Here is an 18,458-nt window from a genome sequence, read left to right on the forward strand (position 1 = left end):
CATGGCACTTTGCTCAGCGCTAGGACGGTTATTGCATGAAGCCTATCTTTGGTCGAGGACCCTCTCTGCAGCTGCGGCTATTTTTTGCAGTTATGCTATCAGCCAGCCTTATGCTGGCTGATAGTCGTTTAGGTGCATTCTCTCATGTGCGCTTTCTGCTCAATAGTCTAGTTGCACCGATCCAGTATGCCGCGGATTTACCGCGGGTACTGTTTGATGATTTTTATGATAGTGTCAGCTCGCATCAGTTGTTACGGGAAAATAGCCAACGTTTGAAACGAGAAGTGTTGACCCTAAAAAGTGATTTGTTGCTGCTAGAACAGTACAAAGAAGAGAACCAACGGTTACGAAAGTTGCTTGGCTCATCATTTTCACGTGATGAAAAAAAAGTGGTGGCAGAAGTGATGGCGGTCGATACCACGCCTTATCGTTATCAGGTGGTGATCGATAAAGGTCGCGCCGACGGGGTATATGAAGGTCAGCCGATCATTAACGAAAAAGGCATTGTCGGTCAGGTCACGTTTGTGGCCGCACATAATAGCCGAGTCTTGTTGCTGATCGATCCGAATACCGCGATCCCAGTGCAGAATATTCGCAATGACATTCGAGTGATCGCTTCGGGTAACGGACAAATCGATCAGATCCAACTGGAGCATATTGCGACCAGTACCGATATTGAAGTTGGTGATATGCTGGTTACCTCCGGTTTGGGTGGGGTTTATCCAGAAGGGTATCCGGTAGCGATTGTCTCGCAAGTCGATAAAGATACTCGCCGCGAATTTGCTTCGATCAAAGCTAAGCCAGTGGTGGATTTTGATCGCTTACGTTATTTGCTACTCATCTGGCCAAACGAAGATCGTTTGCAGAAAGTCATGCAGGCTGATCCGCAGTTATTAGAGGAAGAGAGCCATGATCAGCAGTGATATTAAAGGCCGCATGGTCATCGTTATCTCATTTTTATTAGCGCTGATTTTACAAACCATACCATGGCCGGGAATGTTAGACCTATTTCGTCCGCCTTGGTTGCTACTGGTGTGCTGTTACTGGGTGCTGGCACTACCGTACCGAGTTAATGTGGGTAGTGCTTTGGTGATTGGATTACTGTGGGATCTGCTGCTCGGTTCAACATTAGGGATCCGTGGCATGATGATGGCGATCATCATCTATCTGGTGGCGATGAACTTTTTAGTGCTGCGTAATATGGCACTTTGGCAACAAGCGATAGTGATTGGCTTACTATCGGCTGGCTTGGAAACGTTGATTTTTTGTGGCGAATATATGATCCAAGACGTGACATTCAACCCCTTATCACTGTGGAGTAGTGTTGTCGCCTGTATACTTTGGCCGTGGATGTTTTTATTACTGCGCCGGGTTCGACGCCATTGGCATGTTAAATGATAAGTTCAAAATTAGTTCTAGCCTCGGCTTCGCCAAGGCGGCGTGAATTGTTAGCCCAGATCGGCTATCAGTTTGAGATTGTGCAGCCTGATGTCGAAGAAATACGTAGCGCAGCAGAGTCGCCAGCCCAGTATGTTGAGCGGCTATCACGCGATAAAGCATTAGCTGGTGCGGCGTTGGTGGAAGCGGGAGCATTGGTGATCGGTGCTGATACGATAGTGGTTAAAGATCACCAAGTGCTCGAAAAACCACGTGATTTCGCCGATGCGCAACGTATGTTACGGCTACTCTCGGGCAGTCAACACCAGGTATTGACCGCGGTGAGCGTAGCGCAAAATGGTGTCACCCATTCGGTGGTGGTCATCACTAATGTGTGGTTTAAAACTTTGTCAGAACCAGAAATACAAGCTTATTGGCAAAGTGGTGAGCCCTGCGATAAAGCTGGCAGTTACGGTATCCAGGGATTGGGTGGACGATTTGTTACTAGGATTGAAGGCAATTACCATGCGGTAGTGGGATTGCCACTCTACGAAACTGACCAGCTTCTGCACAAATTCTAATCATATTAATCATTGAGGTGCGCTCATGAGTGCAGAGTTGCTGTTAAACATCACCCCGAGTGAAACGCGCGTGGCGATGATTGAAGGAGGACTCCTTCAGGAAATTCATATTGAACGTGAAGCGAAACGCGGCCTCGTCGGCAATATTTACAAAGGCAAAGTCAGCCGGGTACTACCGGGTATGCAAGCGGCATTTGTTGATATTGGTCTGGATAAAGCGGCATTTTTACACGCCTCAGATATCGTTCCGCACACCGAATGTGTCGCGGAAAGTGAGAAGCAACAGTTTCAAGTACGTGATATTTCTGAGTTAGTGCGCCAAGGTCAAGATATCGTCGTCCAAGTGGTGAAAGATCCGCTCGGCACTAAAGGCGCACGTTTAACCACCGATATTACCCTACCTTCTCGTTACCTAGTGTTTATGCCGGGAGCCAGTCATGTTGGTGTTTCGCAGCGCATTGAAAGCGAAGTTGAGCGTGAACGGTTAAAGAAAATTGTTTCCCACTATTGTGATGAGCATGGTGGATTCATTATTCGTACTGCCGCTGAAGGTGCGAACGAAAAAGAGCTGACTCAGGATGCGGTGTTTCTTAAGCGTTTGTGGTCAAAAGTCATTGAACGACGTGGTAAATACAAAAACCGTTCAATGTTGTATGGCGAACTCGGCTTGGCACAGCGTATCTTACGCGATTTTGTCGGCACCGAAATTACCAAAATTTTGGTGGATTCGCGGCAAGAGTTCGAAAATCTCAAAGAGTTTACTTCGGAATACGTGCCAGAGCTGACCGCTAAGCTCGATCTTTATCATGGCGATAAGCCGATTTTTGATATGTACGATACCGAAAATGAGATCCAACGTTCCCTCGAACGTAAAGTCGAACTCAAATCTGGCGGTTATCTGATCATTGATCAAACTGAGGCGATGACCACGATTGATATCAACACCGGAGCGTTTGTTGGGCGGCGCAATTTAGAAGAGACGATTTTTAACACCAATGTTGAAGCGACTCAGGCGATTGCTCGGCAACTGCGTTTGCGCAATCTAGGTGGCATCATCATTATCGACTTTATTGATATGGCGTCGGATGAGCACCGTAAGCGAGTACTAACTTCTTTAGAAGCCGCACTGATCAAAGATCGGGTGAAAACCAACATCAATGGCTTTACTCAGCTTGGGTTGGTGGAGATGACGCGCAAAAGAACCCGAGAAAGTATTGAGCACGTGCTTTGTTCTGGCTGTCCAACCTGTGAAGGGCGTGGCAGTGTTAAAACAGTGGAAACGGTGTGCTTTGAGGTTCTGCGTGAAATTACCCGCGTCAACCGCGCTTACGATGCTGATCAATTTGTGGTTTATGCATCGCCGGCAGTGGCGGAAACCTTGCAAGGTGAAGAGTCACACGCATTGGCCGAATTGGAAGTGTTTATTGGTAAGGCGGTGCGGATCCAAGCCGAGCCGCTCTACAGTCAAGAACAGTTTGACGTAGTGATGATGTAGGGCATCGGGTGATTTCGACAGTAACCCGCTTTGGGCGGATTTTTATGTGGCTGCTGGTCAGCCTGCTGATTGTGCTCGCTTTGGCGGTCACTGCGCTGCGTATTTGCTTGCCGCAGATGAACCGTTTTCAAGCTGAGATCCAAGATTGGTTGAACCAAAACTCGTCAGTACAACTGGCAATTGCTGATGTACAGGGTTACTGGCGTAACACTCATCCTTCGCTATCTTTGCAAACCCTACAAGTCCACTGGCCGGATAGTAATGATATTCAGCTCAATGCGAGCAGTATTGAGCTTGAATTCGATCTGTGGCAATCGCTGTGGCAGCGTCAGCCAGTGATTGCTGAACTCACCATCAATGGTATGGTGCTTGATCTGCGGGCGATTGATTGGCTCGCGTTACAGCAAAATGCCAATCCTGAACAGTCAGCGCAAGGGCGTGGAATTCAGCAGTTGGATGATTTATTACTGCGCCAATTGGATGATTTCACTCTCAAAAATTCAGCGATTCTCTATCGTACCTTCGCTGGCGATTTGCGTCAGTTGGATATTGAAAAATTGCGTTGGCAAAATAGTGGCCAGCGTCATTTTGCCGAAGGTGAAGTCAGCATTGCTGGCACTAACATTAACTCCTTGTTAGTGAGTGCTAATTTTATCGATCACGGTTCACTGCGTGATATTTCCGGCGATTTCTATGCCAGTGCCGATAAAGTCCGCGTGTTGCCTTGGTTGACTCGCTATCTGAAAGATCAAACTGGGATTCAAAAAGGTCAGCTTAGTTTTCATGCGTGGGCAAGTTTAGAGCGCAGTCGTCCTGTCGATGGCTATCTGGAACTGAAACCTTCCGAATTACTATGGCATAACGGCGAGCAGCAACATGAACTGCTGCTTGAATCAGGCATTGTGCAATTAACTCCGAGCGAATCGGGTTGGCAAGTGAATGCCCACTCACTACGCTTGCGCAGTGATGATCAACCGTGGCCAGTGATGGATATGGCGCTCGATTGGCAGCCACAGCAGTGGCGGCTCAATCTCTCGCAGCTTAATATTGAGAGCTTATTACCGCTGGCTAAACTGATCCCTGAATCGACCACACTCAACCACTGGTTAGCGACGCTACAACCCAAAGGCGTGTTGGAAGATGTGCGAATTGCTAAACGCCAAACCTTGGAGTCGTTACGCTATTCCGCGACGCTTAGTGATGGTGGTATGGCGCAGTGGGATTTACTGCCGCAAGTGAATTTCCTGCAAGCACAGATCCAAGGCTCGCTGAGTGAGGCACGAGTACAGGCCACTTTGGTCGATGATGTTCTAGAGTATGGCGAAGTTTTTCAAGCGCCACTCAATATTCGCCAAGGTGAGGTGGATATTGTTTGGCAGCAGGGGCAACACGGTTGGTCGCTGTGGGCGGATAAAGTTACCGTGGCTACCCCAGATTTGCAGGCAATTGGCGAGTTTCGCCTCGATTTTCCAAATCAGGCAAGCCCATTTCTCTCTTTCTACCTTGAAGCGGATCTGTTCAATGCTGGCGAAACTTGGCGTTATCTGCCGACCTTGGCACTTGGTCAATCACTGACCGATTATCTCTCAAGTGCGATTCAAGCGGGGCGGGTCAATACGGCAAAACTGGTGTGGTATGGTGCGCTCGACCAATTTCCTTATCAAAAGAATAACGGTATTTTTCAGGCGTGGGTCGGTTTAAAACAGGCCAAATTTGCCTTTGATACTGCTTGGCCTGCGATCACCGATTTGCAGCTGGATTTGCTGTTTGAAAATGCGGCGATGCATTTGGACTCGCGCGCGGCGACCTTGATGGAGGTGAGCGCTGAGCGGGTCACCGGTCGGATCCCAGAGTTGGCCGAATTCGGACACATCGAAATTGAAGCGATTGCCAGTGCCAAACAAGGTAATGCGATCCGCGATTATATGATGGCGACCCCTTTAGTGGATTCGGTGGGGGCAGCATTGACCACGATTCAGATCAAAGGTCCGGTGCGATCACAATTTCAGCTCAATATTCCGTTTCATAGCGGAGCTGAGCCGCGAGCTTGGGGCTTTGCTGAGCTAGCCGATAATGCGGTGGATATTGAGACTCCACCCATGAGCTTAGAAGCGGTCTCTGGAAAAATTGAATTTGATAATGACCGAGTCAGTGCTGCGGGTCTGCAAGCGCGCTTACTCAATCAACCAGTATCGATTGATTTTAAAGGGGAAGAGGCTAAACGGGGTTATGCAGTCAATATTGATCTGCTCGGTGATTGGGAAGTTAAACCGCTGCGCCCGTTGGTTGGCGAACAGTGGTTGAGCCGAATTAAAGGCCATGCGCCTTGGCAGGCTAGTGTCGATATTCAGCTTAATGATGTGGGCTTTACCTATCAACTGGATGGCAAAGCGGATCTGAGACGGTTAGAAAGTCGCTACCCATTTCCACTCAACAAAGCGCTCAAAGCTAAGGGGCAAGCGTTATTGCAAGCCTCTGGTAACCAAGAAATGGTATCGGCAAGGCTGCAATTACCCCAAGCAAAATATCAGGCAGAAATTGACTTGACCCCAGCGGTTCCAGAGTTAAAAGCGACCAATTTAGTGCTGGGCCAAGGGAGTTTTAAAATCAGCCCAGTGGTAGGACACCATGTTCAACTGCGCAGTCAAAGTTTTAATCTTGATAAGTGGTTAGCCATTCTCAGCGAACAATCTGCAGTGAAAACGGCACCATCTAAGCTGGCCAGTTTAAATACCCCAACCATACCGATGCCAGAACGAATTGAAGCATCGGTCAGCGATCTGACCCTTGCGGGTTTAGAGTGGCATGATGTTGATTTCAATGCGCGGCGTAAAGATCTTGGCTGGCTGCTTGAGCTCGATAGCCAAGAGATCAAAGGTCAAGCCAACTACCTTGAACCCTACGATTTAACGATTGCCTTGGAGCGTTTACACCTGTTTTTACCTCAATTGGAGTTAGATAAAGAGCGGCTGCTGGTTGATGTTGAACGGCAGAAGTTACCGCTGATCTCAGATTTTGACCGCCAGTTCCATCAACTGATGCCGAACTTGACCCTGACCATCAAGGATTTTTGGTTGCAGGGCTATAAAATTGGTCAAGCCAGTGTCGATTTTCAGCGCCAAGGGGATACGCTGCTGTGGAAGAGTATTGACTTCACCAGTGGGGCTAACCAATTGCACGTGAATGGTACTTGGACATTGACCGAAAAAACCAGTCATACGCAAATGAATTTGGATATGCAAGGGGATAACAACAGCGATCTGATGGCACGGTTTGGAATTAACTCCGGGATCCAACGTGCCCCGTTTGAGATCAAGGCCAACACCCAATGGGATGGTGCACCGTGGTCAATGCAGATCCATACCCTACAGGGCAAAGTAGAGACTAAGCTTGGTAAAGGGGTGATTTCCGATGTCGGTGGCGCGGCAAGATTGCTGGGGTTATTTAGCCTAGATTCGATTTTACGCAAAATGCAGCTCGATTTTAGCGATGTATTTGATAAAGGGATGGCGTTTAATTCGATAACCGGCAGCGGTGACATTGCACAAGGGGTATTTGTCACCAATAACATTAAAATGGATGCTACGGCGGGAGAGATGAAGATCAAAGGCTTGGCCGATCTTAACTCCCGTACGGTAGATGCTGAAGTTAACTTCGTGCCGGATATTACCTCCGGGATCCCAGTGCTCACCGCTTTTGCGGTAACACCACAAACTGCGCTGTATGTGCTGGCCATTACTACAGTGATTTCACCCGTAGTGGAAGTGTTTACTCAGGTCAATTATCAAGTACAAGGGCCGCTCGATTCACCGACCGTGAAAGAGCTTTCGCGTAGTAAAGGTGAATTTAAGTTGCCAGAAACGCTACGTAACTTGGCGAAATAGGGAAATTTATGCAACGGGTTGGTCTGGTTCAAATGACCTCAGGATCAGAGGTCAGTGATAATCTGGGTTATCTGCACCAGCAGGTTGAACGGCTGGCCAGACAAGGTGCACAGTGGATAGTGACCCCGGAAAATGCACTGCTGTTTGGTCGGCGTGAGCAATATCATCAGCAAGCCGAACCGCTAGGCAATGGTCCAATCCAGCAGGCTGTAGCCGCTTTAGCGAAACAGTATGAGGTATGGCTGCTGATCGGCAGTATGCCAATTCGCCGTGCCAACGGGGTTACCACCAGTTGTCTGCTGTGGAATGCACAAGGTGAATGCGTGGCGGTTTACGACAAACTGCATATGTTTGATGTGGATGTTGCCGATGATCACCAGCATTATCGTGAATCTGAAACCTTTACCCCGGGGCAACAAGTGGTGGTCGCGCCAACGCCATTTGGTCAACTGGGCTTATCAATTTGTTATGATGTGCGGTTTCCGCACTTGTACCACGAGTTACGTCGTCAAGGGGCGCAGGTTTTATTGGTTCCTGCGGCTTTCACCGCGGTGACCGGTCAAGCGCATTGGCAAGTGTTGCTGCGCGCCCGAGCGATTGAAAATCAATGTTGGGTAATCGCAGTGGGGCAGACCGGCCGCCACCCTTGTGGGCGAGAAACCTGGGGTCATTCGATGGTGATTAGTCCATGGGGTGAAGTGATTGCTGATTTAGGTGCTGCGGCACACAGTAAAGTGGTAGAGTTCGATCTCGCGACACTCGATTCTGTAAGATGCACGATGCCGATCACTCAGCACACGCGTTTTACCCATCAATTAATAGAGAACACTGATGACGATCAACCAAATTGAAACGGCACTGCTCACCCCTGCTGGGCTGAGTGAACAAGATATTGCCGCTACGCTGTCCAGTATTGCGACTCGCCAGATTGATTATGCGGATATCTATTTTCAATCCAGCTGGCATGAATCGCTGGTGCTGGAAGACAGCATTATTAAAGATGGCTCATTCAATATTGATTGTGGCGTTGGGGTGCGTGCCGTCAGTGGTGAAAAAACCGGTTTTGCTTATGCGGATCAAATTCAGTTAGAAGGACTGAAACAGAGCGCGATTGCGGCGCGCGGTATTGCTCAGCAAGGGCAGAATTTAACGGTCCAAGCGTTCAAACGTGGGCCAAATCCGCAGTTTTATCAGGCAGAGAATCCGCTGGAAAGCTGGCATAAGCAGCAAAAAACCGAATTGCTACAACAGCTTGATGCTTATATTCGCAGCAAAGAGCCGTTGATCACTGAAGTGTCGATTAGCTTAAGTGGTGTACATGAGCAGATGCTGGTTGCTGCGACCGATGGTACTTACGCTGGCGATATTCGCCCCTTGGTGCGCTTATCGATTAGTGTGTTGGCGCAAAAAGGCGATCGCCGTGAGCGTGGTAGCGCTGGTGGTGGTGGCCGTTTTGGTTACGACTATTTCTTATCACAGCAAGCGGGAAAATCCATTGCGTTTGCTTTTGCCGATGAAGCGATCCGCCAAGCGTTGGTCAATCTTGAAGCGGTGGCGGCTCCTGCTGGCACTATGCCGGTCGTATTAGGCTCCGGTTGGCCGGGGGTGCTGCTGCATGAAGCGGTCGGTCACGGACTAGAAGGTGATTTCAACCGTAAAGGCTCGTCAGTTTTTGCGGGCAAAGTTGGGCAAAAAGTCACCTCTGATCTATGTACTATTGTCGATGATGGCACGCTCAAAGATCTGCGCGGCTCACTCAATGTCGATGATGAAGGGGTGAGTGGGCAATATAATGTGTTGATCAAAAACGGTATTTTGCAAGGGTATCTCCAAGATAAGCTCAATGCGCGCTTGATGGGCGTTGCCCCTACGGGGAATGGTCGTCGTGAGTCTTACGCGCATTTGCCGATGCCACGTATGACCAATACTTACATGCTGCCCGGTCAGCACACGCCAGAAGAGATCATCGCCTCGGTCAAAAAAGGCATTTATGCACCGAACTTTGGTGGTGGGCAGGTGGATATCACCTCCGGTAAGTTCGTGTTTTCGGCATCGGAAGCTTACTTGATTGAAAATGGCAAAATTACCCGTCCAATCAAAGGAGCCACGTTAATTGGTTCCGGCATTGAAGCGATGCAACAGGTGTCGATGGTGGGTAATGATCTTGCCCTTGATCGCGGGGTTGGTGTGTGCGGCAAAGCTGGGCAAAGTGTGCCGGTCGGGGTTGGTCAACCGACGCTTAAATTGGATTCATTGACGGTGGGTGGTACCGAATAGCTTTTACGATAACCGTTCACCTTGAAGTAGTGTTGGTGTGGGCTAGGTGATCTGGCCCTAATCACATTGTTTATCTAGGCTTATTTACTTGTTGTTCATCTGCAACTTCATGGGGTTTGCGGATAAATGCGGCTAGAAATTCGCATCAATCCATGCGATAGTGCGCCGCACAAATTTTTGATCCTTTTTACTATCTGGAGCACATTATGTCTCACCAAGATGATTATTTATCGGTAGAAGAGTTAATCGAGATTCAAAAGGAAGAGACGCGCGATATTATTCAAGCGCTGCTTGAAGATGGCAGTGATCCAGATGCCTTATATGAGATCGAGCACCATCTGTTTGCCGAAGAGTTCGATAAGCTAGAGCAAGCGGCAGTAGAAGCGTTCAAAATGGGCTTCGAAGTGGTTGAAGCGGAAGAAACCGAAGATGAAGATGGCAATAAACTGCTGTGTTTTGATGCCATGATGCAAACGGCGTTGGATGCGAATCTTATCGATGAACAAGTGGCCAAACTGGTTAATCTCGCCGAGAAGTTCGATATTATTTACGACGGTTGGGGCACCTACTATGAGGGCGAAGACGCTCTGTTTGGTGATGAAGACCAAGATGAAGATGATGAGAATTAAGTTTCAAATCACTGATACCAGCCGCATGGCTGGTATTTTTTTGACTGAGATAGCTTGCTGTGGGCGGTAATGGCTGTGCCACATCGGCGCGGCAATCGATTAAACTTCGGGTATAATACAAGCAAATCAACCGCAATTGGAACGCTATGCAATTCTCTCTCGCCGGCCCTTGGCAACTTTCCCCACTGACGGATCTCTCTATCCCCCAAGATGATATTACGTTTCCTGCTCCGTTAAGTCTTGTGTTACCCGCTACCTGCAGCGAGACCGAGATCGTTCAGCAAGAGTGGCATTTGATGCATGATATTGAGGTTGATGAGGCGCTACTGAGCTTTGTGGCGATTGATGTGGTATTAGCTGGGATTGAACACTATGCCGAGGTTCGTCTGAACGGCGTGGCACTGTTTGACTGTGACGGCTCACAAGCGGTATATCGTAAAGAGATTCGCCAATGGTTACAGTTGGGGCGTAACCGATTTGAAATTTTGTTTTTACACGCCGATGATGAGTCGTTGTTGGATGAACCGGTTGCGGCGCAATGTCGTTTGGATCAGCCAGCCAGCTTTGTTGAGCATCAGCCCTTAGTTCATGATCCGCGTGTTGGGATCTGGCAAGCGCCTTACTTACAAGGTTTGCGTCATTTGCGCCTAACCCATGTTTCTACTGAACAAGTTTGGCATCATGGCGGCTGTGAGTTGTTGGTCAACCTGTTTTTTACCACTTATGCCTCAGGGCTGGTGGCAGCGGCAGTTAAATTTGATGGGCGTACTTATCAAGTGCCAATTGATATGCGTAGCAATCATGCCAGCGTACTATTTCAAGTCGATGCACCGAAAATTTATGATCAAGCTCAGCCTAATGCACAAGATCTGTATTCGATCTCCGTGCAGCTCGATGGGCAAACCCAGCATTTTCAACTGGCGTTAAGTGAAGCGCATTGTGTGAGCCATTTTCCGTTATAACGATGCACGTTTGCATCTCGATTAAGGCTATCAACCCGATAGCCTGATATCCCCTTCCTACTTGAAGCTACAATGGTGTTGGTTAGGTTCGTTCACCCCAATCACATCGTTTGCCTATGCTCATGAGCACTCACTTGCCGCCTACCTGCGGCTCCAAGTTATTTGGGTATAAAACCTGTTCGTGTGATTTAATGCGAGCAGCCTAAATGCCGAGCATGTTTAGTTTGCCAAACTTTTTCGTGCAAGTAATAGGCACAAGTATTGATGCTAGGCTCAATCATCGCCATCACTCCACCCACCAACCAACTGCCGGTCAATAAATAAGCTACCCCAAACGCAACTGTAAAGTGAATAGCGGCAAAGCTGATGGTTTTGATGCGGGTATCCGCTGCAAAGCGCTGTAAAGTGACCGAGTTTAACCAAGTTTTTTCGTGGAAATAGAAGGCAACGGTATTGACCATCGGCTCTAACATTGCAATTAAGCTACCCAGTAGCACATCACCGGTCAGTAGATAGGCGACCGTAAATGCGATGGTAAAATGTATGGCGGCAAAACTTAAGGTCTTTTTCATAATCTCATCCACCTGATGTTGAGTGATGTAATAATTATTGATAACTATTCTCATTAATTCAAGGTGGAAAAACCAATCAATCTGATAGGTTTTGATCAATAAAAAAGGCGCATATTGCGCCTTGATTAAGCCGTGACATTCGGTGTGATTTAACCTTGTGGCTTGACGACCAACACATTGACGGGGGAGTGCTCAACCACTTTGCTCGCTACGGATCCGAGCATAACTTTATCAATTCGTGAGCGCTTGTGGCTTGGCATGACAATCAGATCCACGCCTAAACGCTCAGCGTAATCGAGAATAGTGGTGTAAGGTTTTCCTTCCGCGATATGCAGCTGGTAATGCTGTGACGGCTCAATATGCTGTTCAGCAAACGCTTTGAGTTGGTTATACACATCATGCTTCATCTGTGCTGCGGCATCTTTGGGAAAATAGGTTGCCACCATCGACATATGAATGCCAGGTAATACGTTGAGTAAGTGCAGTTCGGCATTAGCATGTTTAGCGTGCCAAAGAGCAAGTTGCAGCGCTTTATCGGCAAAGCCTTGTTCATTCAAATCCACTGGTACAAGAATATGTTTATACATGGCACTCTCTATGGTTTATGGCCGATCTTGGTCGCTTTGGCTGCCAAGATCGGGCTGCGCTAATGAATTAGCTGGTTAGGTGATCAGATTCAGGCATATTGCTGCTGATCCTGCCGCTTTAGCCGCCGTTTTTGATTCCATGCGAGCAGCATTGTCAGTAATAGTGCTGGAATAAAGACCCACTCTTTCATTGGGCGATCACTGGCGACCACCACTGAGCGAATTTCCCAATCAAAGTCGATGCCTGCCGCTTCCGCTGGACTGCCAAATTCGACCATTTCTACCAGCATGCGATTTTTCTGGTTAATCAGAGTCAGTCCCATTGAGGCGATCCGCTGCGGTGCGCCAACTGCGCGATCGTCAAACGGGAGTTGCACGGTTTTAGAACTGTATTCACCTTTAATATTTTCACCCGCCACCACCAGACGTATCGGTTGACCCACTGGTGCTTGCTCGACAATTTGCTCTAATTTGGTACCGGCATACATCACTTGAGCTGGATAGATCATGTCCCACCAGAAGCCAGGGCGGAAGAAACTAAAGGTCAGCACCAGCAAGGCGATCACTTCCCACCATTTGGTTTTGGTTAGCCACCAGCCTTGCGTCGCGGCGGAAAACAGCAACATCGCAGTGATCGAGGAGATAATCGTCAGTAACAAATGCCACCAACTATGGATTCCCATCAGCAGTAGTTGAGTGTTAAACACAAACATAAATGGCAGGATTGCGGTGCGAATGTCGTAAGTAAAGCCTTGAATACCAGTGCGGATCGGATCGGATTTGGCTATCGCTGCTGCGGCAAAAGCCGCTAAGCCGACCGGCGGCGTATCATCGGCCAAAATCCCGAAATAGAACACAAACAGATGTACGGCGATCAGTGGAATGATCAAACCATGCTCAGCGCCTAAGGTCACAATCACTGGGGCCATCAAGGTTGAAACCACGATGTAGTTGGCGGTGGTTGGCAGGCCCATACCTAAAATCAAACTGATCACGGCGGTAAAAAGCAGCATCAACAGCAGATTGCCACCAGAGATAAATTCAACAAAATCGGTCATTACCAGTCCAATCCCGGTGAGCGTGACCACGCCAACCACGGTTCCCGCCGCCGCGGTTGCCACTCCGATCCCAATCATATTACGAGCACCAGAGACCAAGCTTTCTAATAAATCGCTGATGCCTTGCTTAGCCGCGGCAGTTAGCTTACCGGTGCGGTTAAATAGTGCCATTAGTGGACGCTGGGTGAGTAGAATGAACACCATAAACATGCTGGCCCAGAATGCCGATAAGCCTGGAGAGAAGCGTTCGACCATTAAGCACCACACTAAAACCACAATCGGTAACAAGTAGTGCAGACCTGATTTGAGCGTGGGAGCGACATCGGGGACGAACTGTAAATCCTCATCAAGAGCTAAGCCTTGCTGGGCATAAGGCGCAGAGATTTTGACTAGCCCGACATAGGTGATGAGCAATACGATGGCTAGCAGCGGTGTTGCCGCCGCGCCAAAGGCTTGTTTGGTCCAGCCAATGCCGTAGTAAACTAAGCCGCTAATGAGGCATAAGCCGAGGATCGTGGCGCTCAATGCGAGCAGTTTTTCGGTGAGTGTGGATTGATGAAGGCGTGGTAGACCTTGCATCTGCGCTTTACATGCTTCGAGGTGCACGATGTAAATCAGCGCGATGTAGGAGATCAGCGCCGGTAGAATGGCGGCTTTGATCACTTCGACATAAGAAATACCGACATATTCCACCATTAAGAAAGCGGCAGCACCCATGATAGGTGGGGTGAGCTGGCCATTGGTTGAGGCCGCCACTTCGACCGCCCCTGCCTTACTGCCAGGAAATCCAACGCGTTTCATCAATGGAATGGTAAAGGTGCCCGTGGTCACCACGTTGGCAATTGAAGATCCTGAGACTAAGCCAGACAGGCCGGAGGCAACCACTGCTGCTTTAGCAGGGCCACCACGCATATGGCCGAGCATTGAAAATGCGACTTTAATAAAATAAGCCCCAGCGCCAGCTCGTTCGAGCATGGCGCCAAACAGCACAAACAGAAAAACAAACGAAGTTGAGACCCCGAGAGCGACGCCAAATACCCCTTCGGTGGTTAGCCATAAATGTGACATCGCTTTATTCAAGCTGGCTCCTTTATGCGCGACCACATCCGGCATATAAGGGCCAAAAAAGGTGTAGCATAAAAACAGGGCCGCCACCATCATCAGCGGTGGGCCTAACGCGCGGCGAGTGGCTTCCAGCAGCAGTAACATTCCGACTCCCGCCGTCAGTACATCCCATGAGGTTGGTGCGCCAGAACGGCCGGCTAATTGGCTGTAAAACAAATAGATGTAAGCGGCGGAGAAACTGCCGGCTAGCGCTAAAAGCCAATCGATCCACGGGATATGATCGCGCGGTGAGTGCTTCATCGCAGGGTAGGCAGTGAAAGCGAGAAACACCGCAAAAGTTAAATGAATCGATCGCGCTTGGGTATCGTTGAGGATGCCAATATTGAAGATAAACGGCAGCGGTGACGCGTACCAAAGTTGGAACAGCGACCAACTCAGTAGTACCAACCACAGCACTTTTCCGGCGAAGCCTCGTGGAGCTCTGGCTCCGGTTTCGGCTTGTGCCACCATTTGTTGCACCTCTGGTGACGGTGTTGTCGTTTGCATCATGCACCTTATCCTTATTCTTGATCTTCCATAAGCTTATGATCGGCACGGTGATGTATCCCCTTGCTACTTGAAGCTGCAGCGGTGTTGGCTACGTTTGTTCCCCCCAATCACATAGTTTGCCTATGCTCATGGGGACTCACTCACTTGCCGCCTACCTGTCACTCCAAGTTGTTTGGGTATAGTACCGAAAAGCTGCAGCACCAAAACAAAACGTGATGCTAATGAGGAGGCGATCGCCTCCTCTTTTTTATTGAAATTATGTCGGTGAAAGGTGGTGTTCGATTGCCATCGGCCACCACCGTAAAGGATTACTTCAGCAACCCAACTTCTTTGTAATATTTAATCGCGCCAGGGTGGAGCGGGATCGAGTTACCCGCCGTGACCATGTCCTCTTTTTTCAGGTTGGCAAACGCTGGGTGTAGACGAATAAAGGTATCGAAGTTGTCAAACACCGCTTTGGTCACGTTGTACACCACCGCTTCAGAGACATCTTCGCTGGTGACTAAGGTAGCGGCAACCCCAAAACTTTTCACTGCTTGATCGGTACCGTTGTACATACCCGCTGGCACTTCGGTGTAAGCATAGTAAGGGTTATTCGCGACGATTTTTTCGATTTCAGGACCAGTGGCGGGTACTAATTTTGCGCCACAAGAGGTTGCGGCTTCTTTGATCGATCCATTCGGGTGACCAACCATGTAAATAAAGGCATCAATCTTATTATCACACAGTGCTTGTGAGCGCTCAGAACCTTTCAATTCTGCTGCGAGTTTAAAGCTGTTATTGGTCCATCCAAAGGCATCCATCACCACTTGCATGGTGGCGCGATCGCCAGAGCCAGGGTTACCAATATTTACTCGTTTACCGGCCAGATCTTTGACATTTTCAATGCCAGAATCCGCACGAGCAATGATATTGAACGGTTCGGTGTGCAGTGAGAATACCGCGCGTAATTTTTTGTATGGGCCTTGCTCGGAGAGTTCACTGGTACCGTTATAGCCATGATACTGCCAGTCGGATTGAACAATCCCGAAATCTAACTCACCAGAGCGAATAGTATTGACGTTGTAGATTGAACCGCCTGTAGACTCTACCGAACAACGAATGTTGTGATCTTTACGATCCTTGTTGACCAATCGACAGATCGCGCCACCCGTTGGGTAATAGACCCCAGTGACTGAACCTGTACCTATGGTAATAAAATCTTGTGCGCAGGCGATCCCTGAGCCGATAACTGTGGCAGCGATTGCGCCAAGTTTGATGATATGAGTGAGTGACATGAATTTCCCTTCCTTGATTGGTGATATATCCCCAAGTGCCGCATGGCGATAGCTTTCCTGCCTGAGAAACCTTGCGTTATGCGACCAAAATCGTGCTAATGCTCTGGCAGCATACCAAAAAAACTACCGAGAATTACATTGTTGTTAAGAATTAGCGGGCGATTAACGTATTTATTGGTGAGCAAAATAGGCCATGAATTGCAGTTATAATTGTTTTATTTCATGTGGTTATGGAATCTTGTCGCTAAGCGAGAATGTTCCTAAGATGTGATTTTGGTCACATGGCAAAAGGTGACCAAAATCATCGGTTCAGTAAGCAGTGCGCTAGCCTGCGTATTCGAACAGTTCACACACTGAACGGAATAACTCTTGCACCGGAACATCAATTGTTGGGGTGATGAAAATGGTGTCATCACCAGCGACCACGCCAAGAATACCTTCTGATTTGCCTAATGAATCGAGTAAACGTGCGATCAATTGTGCAGCGCCAGGGCCCGTTCGGATCACTACTAAGGCATTGTTGTAATCGACATCCAGCACCAGCTCGCGTAGTGAGCTGCTCACCGTCGGTACACCCAGTTCAGCGGGTAAGCAGTAGACCATCTCCATCTTGGCGTTGCGAGTACGTACCGCACCAAATTTGGTTAACATACGTGATACTTTGGATTGATTGATATTTTCAAAGCCTTCATTTTTCAGCGCTTCGACAATATCGCCTTGTGAGCCAAAACGTTCTTCTTTTAATAGGGCTTTGAAGGCTCGAACTAGGTTATCTTGTTTATCTACGTTACGCATGATTCTTCTTAATAGAGTTAAATGACCGATTTGTGCATATTCTCGCATATCTATGCATGATATACCAAATGATGCGCTAAATTTGCCCTCTCTGTCACTGTAAATATTTTTTATATTGGGTTAAATCAGGCGATAACTCTTTGTGTAAGTTGAACATTGACTGATAATCGCCTTCTATGCTGACACATCTTTTAGCCGTGTTGCGTGAACTCGCAAAGCTGACGTTAAGTGATTGTAATCAGATAGTGGTTACTATAGCGTTTGATAGTCAGATACCGAATTACCCTACAAACTTATAAGAGATTACTCTCAAGGAGATTTACGATGAAAGTTGCTGTTATTGGTGCCGCTGGCGGTATTGGTCAGGCTCTTGCACTGTTACTCAAAAATCGTCTTCCAGCGGGCTCTGATTTGGCGCTGTACGATATTGCGCCTGTTACGCCGGGTGTGGCGGCGGATCTGAGTCATATCCCGACGCCTGTTACGGTGCAAGGTTATGCGGGTGAAGATCCTACTCCAGCGCTCGACGGAGCAGATGTGGTTTTGGTTTCGGCCGGTGTGGCGCGTAAACCTGGGATGGATCGTGCGGATCTATTTAATGTCAATGCCGGCATTGTCAGAGCATTGGCCGAAAAAATCGCAGTGGTGTGCCCAACCGCGTGTGTTGGCATTATCACCAATCCAGTTAACACCACCGTGCCGATTGCTGCCGAAGTGCTGAAAAAAGCTGGTGTGTATGACAAGCGTAAATTGTTTGGTATTACGACCTTAGATGTGATCCGCTCAGAAACGTTTGTCGCAGCTTTGCAGAACAAAGATCCAGGCCAAGTGCGTGTCCCTGTGATTGGTGGCCACTCTGGTGTGACCATTTTACCGCTGCTGTCACAAGTTGAAGGGATGAATTTGACTGAGCAAGAAGTGGCTGCACTGACCAAGCGGATCCAAAATGCTGGTACCGAAGTGGTAGAAGCCAAAGCGGGTGGCGGTTCTGCAACTCTTTCGATGGGGCAGGCAGCATGCCGTTTTGGTTTGGCCTTAGTGAAAGCGTTACAAGGTGAAGCTGATGTGGTTGAGTATGCGTATGTGGAAGGTAAGGGCGAGTATGCTCCGTTCTTTGCTCAACCGATCAAGCTCGGTAAACATGGCGTAGAGCAACTGTTAGACATCGGCCCATTGAGTGCGTATGAGCAAGCGGCGCTAGATGGTATGCTGGAGACGCTCAACAGTGATATTCAAATTGGGGTTAAGTTCGTTAAGTAAATAACACTCAGTGTCGATTGAACTTATTGATTGAAAATACCGCTCGTGATGAGCGGTATTTTTTTGTGCAAGCTTAATGTAGATGGTGCT

At 48.4% G+C, this 18,458-nt stretch carries 15 protein-coding genes; 10 read left to right on the forward strand and 5 right to left on the reverse strand.

Going from position 1 to position 18,458, the window contains the following annotated elements:
- The first annotated feature begins 35 nt into the window (after nucleotides 1-35).
- From mreC to OOK74_RS01570, 9 genes are all read left to right on the forward strand, one after another.
- Complete coding sequence (gene mreC, locus OOK74_RS01530) at nucleotides 36-923, forward strand: rod shape-determining protein MreC (RefSeq protein ID WP_274723487.1); 888 nt, start codon at nucleotides 36-38, stop codon at nucleotides 921-923.
- Nucleotides 910-1,398: a rod shape-determining protein MreD gene (gene mreD, locus OOK74_RS01535; protein WP_278182983.1), complete on the forward strand. Its 489-nt coding sequence runs from the start codon at nucleotides 910-912 to the stop codon at nucleotides 1,396-1,398. The genes mreC and mreD overlap by 14 nt, the downstream gene beginning before the upstream one ends.
- Nucleotides 1,399-1,457: 59 nt before the next feature.
- Nucleotides 1,458-1,958, forward strand: a complete 501-nt coding sequence (locus tag OOK74_RS01540; RefSeq protein ID WP_274723510.1) for a Maf family protein — start codon at nucleotides 1,458-1,460, stop codon at nucleotides 1,956-1,958.
- 25 nt (nucleotides 1,959-1,983) lie between these two features.
- Nucleotides 1,984-3,453, forward strand: coding sequence for a ribonuclease G (rng, locus tag OOK74_RS01545; RefSeq protein WP_166013751.1), 1,470 nt, complete (start codon nucleotides 1,984-1,986; stop codon nucleotides 3,451-3,453).
- A gap of 8 nt (nucleotides 3,454-3,461) precedes the next feature.
- Entirely contained in the window at nucleotides 3,462-7,337 is a 3,876-nt protein-coding gene (locus OOK74_RS01550) for a YhdP family protein (RefSeq protein ID WP_278182984.1), read from the forward strand.
- 8 nt (nucleotides 7,338-7,345) lie between these two features.
- Nucleotides 7,346-8,188 carry a carbon-nitrogen hydrolase family protein gene (locus tag OOK74_RS01555; protein ID WP_278182985.1) on the forward strand — a complete coding sequence of 281 codons (843 nt, stop codon included), beginning with the start codon at nucleotides 7,346-7,348 and terminating at the stop codon, nucleotides 8,186-8,188.
- Nucleotides 8,169-9,614 carry a metalloprotease TldD gene (tldD, locus tag OOK74_RS01560; protein WP_274723483.1) on the forward strand — a complete coding sequence of 482 codons (1,446 nt, stop codon included), beginning with the start codon at nucleotides 8,169-8,171 and terminating at the stop codon, nucleotides 9,612-9,614. Before OOK74_RS01555 ends, tldD begins: the two co-directional genes overlap by 20 nt.
- 206 nt (nucleotides 9,615-9,820) lie before the next feature.
- Nucleotides 9,821-10,243 carry a ribonuclease E inhibitor RraB gene (rraB, locus tag OOK74_RS01565; protein WP_274723482.1) on the forward strand — a complete coding sequence of 141 codons (423 nt, stop codon included), beginning with the start codon at nucleotides 9,821-9,823 and terminating at the stop codon, nucleotides 10,241-10,243.
- 146 nt (nucleotides 10,244-10,389) lie between these two features.
- The gene (locus OOK74_RS01570) at nucleotides 10,390-11,205 is read left to right on the forward strand and encodes a glycosyl hydrolase 2 galactose-binding domain-containing protein (RefSeq protein ID WP_278182986.1); all 816 of its coding nucleotides are present in this window, start codon (nucleotides 10,390-10,392) and stop codon (nucleotides 11,203-11,205) included.
- Between the two features lie 188 nt (nucleotides 11,206-11,393).
- On the opposite strand, the gene OOK74_RS01575 is transcribed toward OOK74_RS01570, so the two are convergent.
- The 5 genes from OOK74_RS01575 to argR all read right to left on the reverse strand — a co-directional run bounded on the left by OOK74_RS01575 (nucleotide 11,394) and on the right by argR (nucleotide 17,108).
- Complete coding sequence (locus OOK74_RS01575; RefSeq protein WP_274723480.1) at nucleotides 11,394-11,777, reverse strand: DUF2061 domain-containing protein; 384 nt, start codon at nucleotides 11,775-11,777, stop codon at nucleotides 11,394-11,396.
- A gap of 149 nt (nucleotides 11,778-11,926) precedes the next feature.
- Entirely contained in the window at nucleotides 11,927-12,364 is a 438-nt protein-coding gene (locus tag OOK74_RS01580; protein WP_274723479.1) for a universal stress protein, read from the reverse strand.
- Nucleotides 12,365-12,453: 89 nt separating this feature from the next.
- The gene (locus OOK74_RS01585) at nucleotides 12,454-15,036 is read right to left on the reverse strand and encodes a TRAP transporter permease (protein ID WP_278182987.1); all 2,583 of its coding nucleotides are present in this window, start codon (nucleotides 15,034-15,036) and stop codon (nucleotides 12,454-12,456) included.
- A gap of 308 nt (nucleotides 15,037-15,344) precedes the next feature.
- Complete coding sequence (locus OOK74_RS01590; protein ID WP_274723477.1) at nucleotides 15,345-16,313, reverse strand: TAXI family TRAP transporter solute-binding subunit; 969 nt, start codon at nucleotides 16,311-16,313, stop codon at nucleotides 15,345-15,347.
- Nucleotides 16,314-16,637: 324 nt separating this feature from the next.
- Entirely contained in the window at nucleotides 16,638-17,108 is a 471-nt protein-coding gene (gene argR / locus OOK74_RS01595) for a transcriptional regulator ArgR (RefSeq protein WP_274723476.1), read from the reverse strand.
- 324 nt (nucleotides 17,109-17,432) lie between these two features.
- Between argR and mdh the strand changes: the two genes are divergently transcribed.
- Complete coding sequence (mdh, locus tag OOK74_RS01600) at nucleotides 17,433-18,368, forward strand: malate dehydrogenase (RefSeq protein WP_278182988.1); 936 nt, start codon at nucleotides 17,433-17,435, stop codon at nucleotides 18,366-18,368.
- Nucleotides 18,369-18,458 lie beyond the last annotated feature (90 nt).

Origin of the sequence: Vibrio misgurnus, assembly GCF_029635775.1 — a bacterium.
GTDB lineage: Bacteria > Pseudomonadota > Gammaproteobacteria > Enterobacterales > Vibrionaceae > Vibrio > Vibrio chanodichtyis.

Coding starts and splice junctions, on each gene's coding strand:
- mreC (WP_274723487.1), top strand. CDS start 36: ATGAAGCCTATCTTTGGTCGAGGACCCTCTCTGCAGCTGCGGCTATTT.
- mreD (WP_278182983.1), top strand. CDS start 910: ATGATCAGCAGTGATATTAAAGGCCGCATGGTCATCGTTATCTCATTT.
- rng (WP_166013751.1), top strand. CDS start 1,984: ATGAGTGCAGAGTTGCTGTTAAACATCACCCCGAGTGAAACGCGCGTG.
- OOK74_RS01555 (WP_278182985.1), top strand. CDS start 7,346: ATGCAACGGGTTGGTCTGGTTCAAATGACCTCAGGATCAGAGGTCAGT.
- tldD (WP_274723483.1), top strand. CDS start 8,169: ATGACGATCAACCAAATTGAAACGGCACTGCTCACCCCTGCTGGGCTG.
- rraB (WP_274723482.1), top strand. CDS start 9,821: ATGTCTCACCAAGATGATTATTTATCGGTAGAAGAGTTAATCGAGATT.
- OOK74_RS01570 (WP_278182986.1), top strand. CDS start 10,390: ATGCAATTCTCTCTCGCCGGCCCTTGGCAACTTTCCCCACTGACGGAT.
- OOK74_RS01575 (WP_274723480.1), bottom strand. CDS start 11,777: ATGAAAAAGACCTTAAGTTTTGCCGCCATACATTTTACCATCGCATTT.
- OOK74_RS01580 (WP_274723479.1), bottom strand. CDS start 12,364: ATGTATAAACATATTCTTGTACCAGTGGATTTGAATGAACAAGGCTTT.
- OOK74_RS01585 (WP_278182987.1), bottom strand. CDS start 15,036: ATGATGCAAACGACAACACCGTCACCAGAGGTGCAACAAATGGTGGCA.
- OOK74_RS01590 (WP_274723477.1), bottom strand. CDS start 16,313: ATGTCACTCACTCATATCATCAAACTTGGCGCAATCGCTGCCACAGTT.
- argR (WP_274723476.1), bottom strand. CDS start 17,108: ATGCGTAACGTAGATAAACAAGATAACCTAGTTCGAGCCTTCAAAGCC.
- mdh (WP_278182988.1), top strand. CDS start 17,433: ATGAAAGTTGCTGTTATTGGTGCCGCTGGCGGTATTGGTCAGGCTCTT.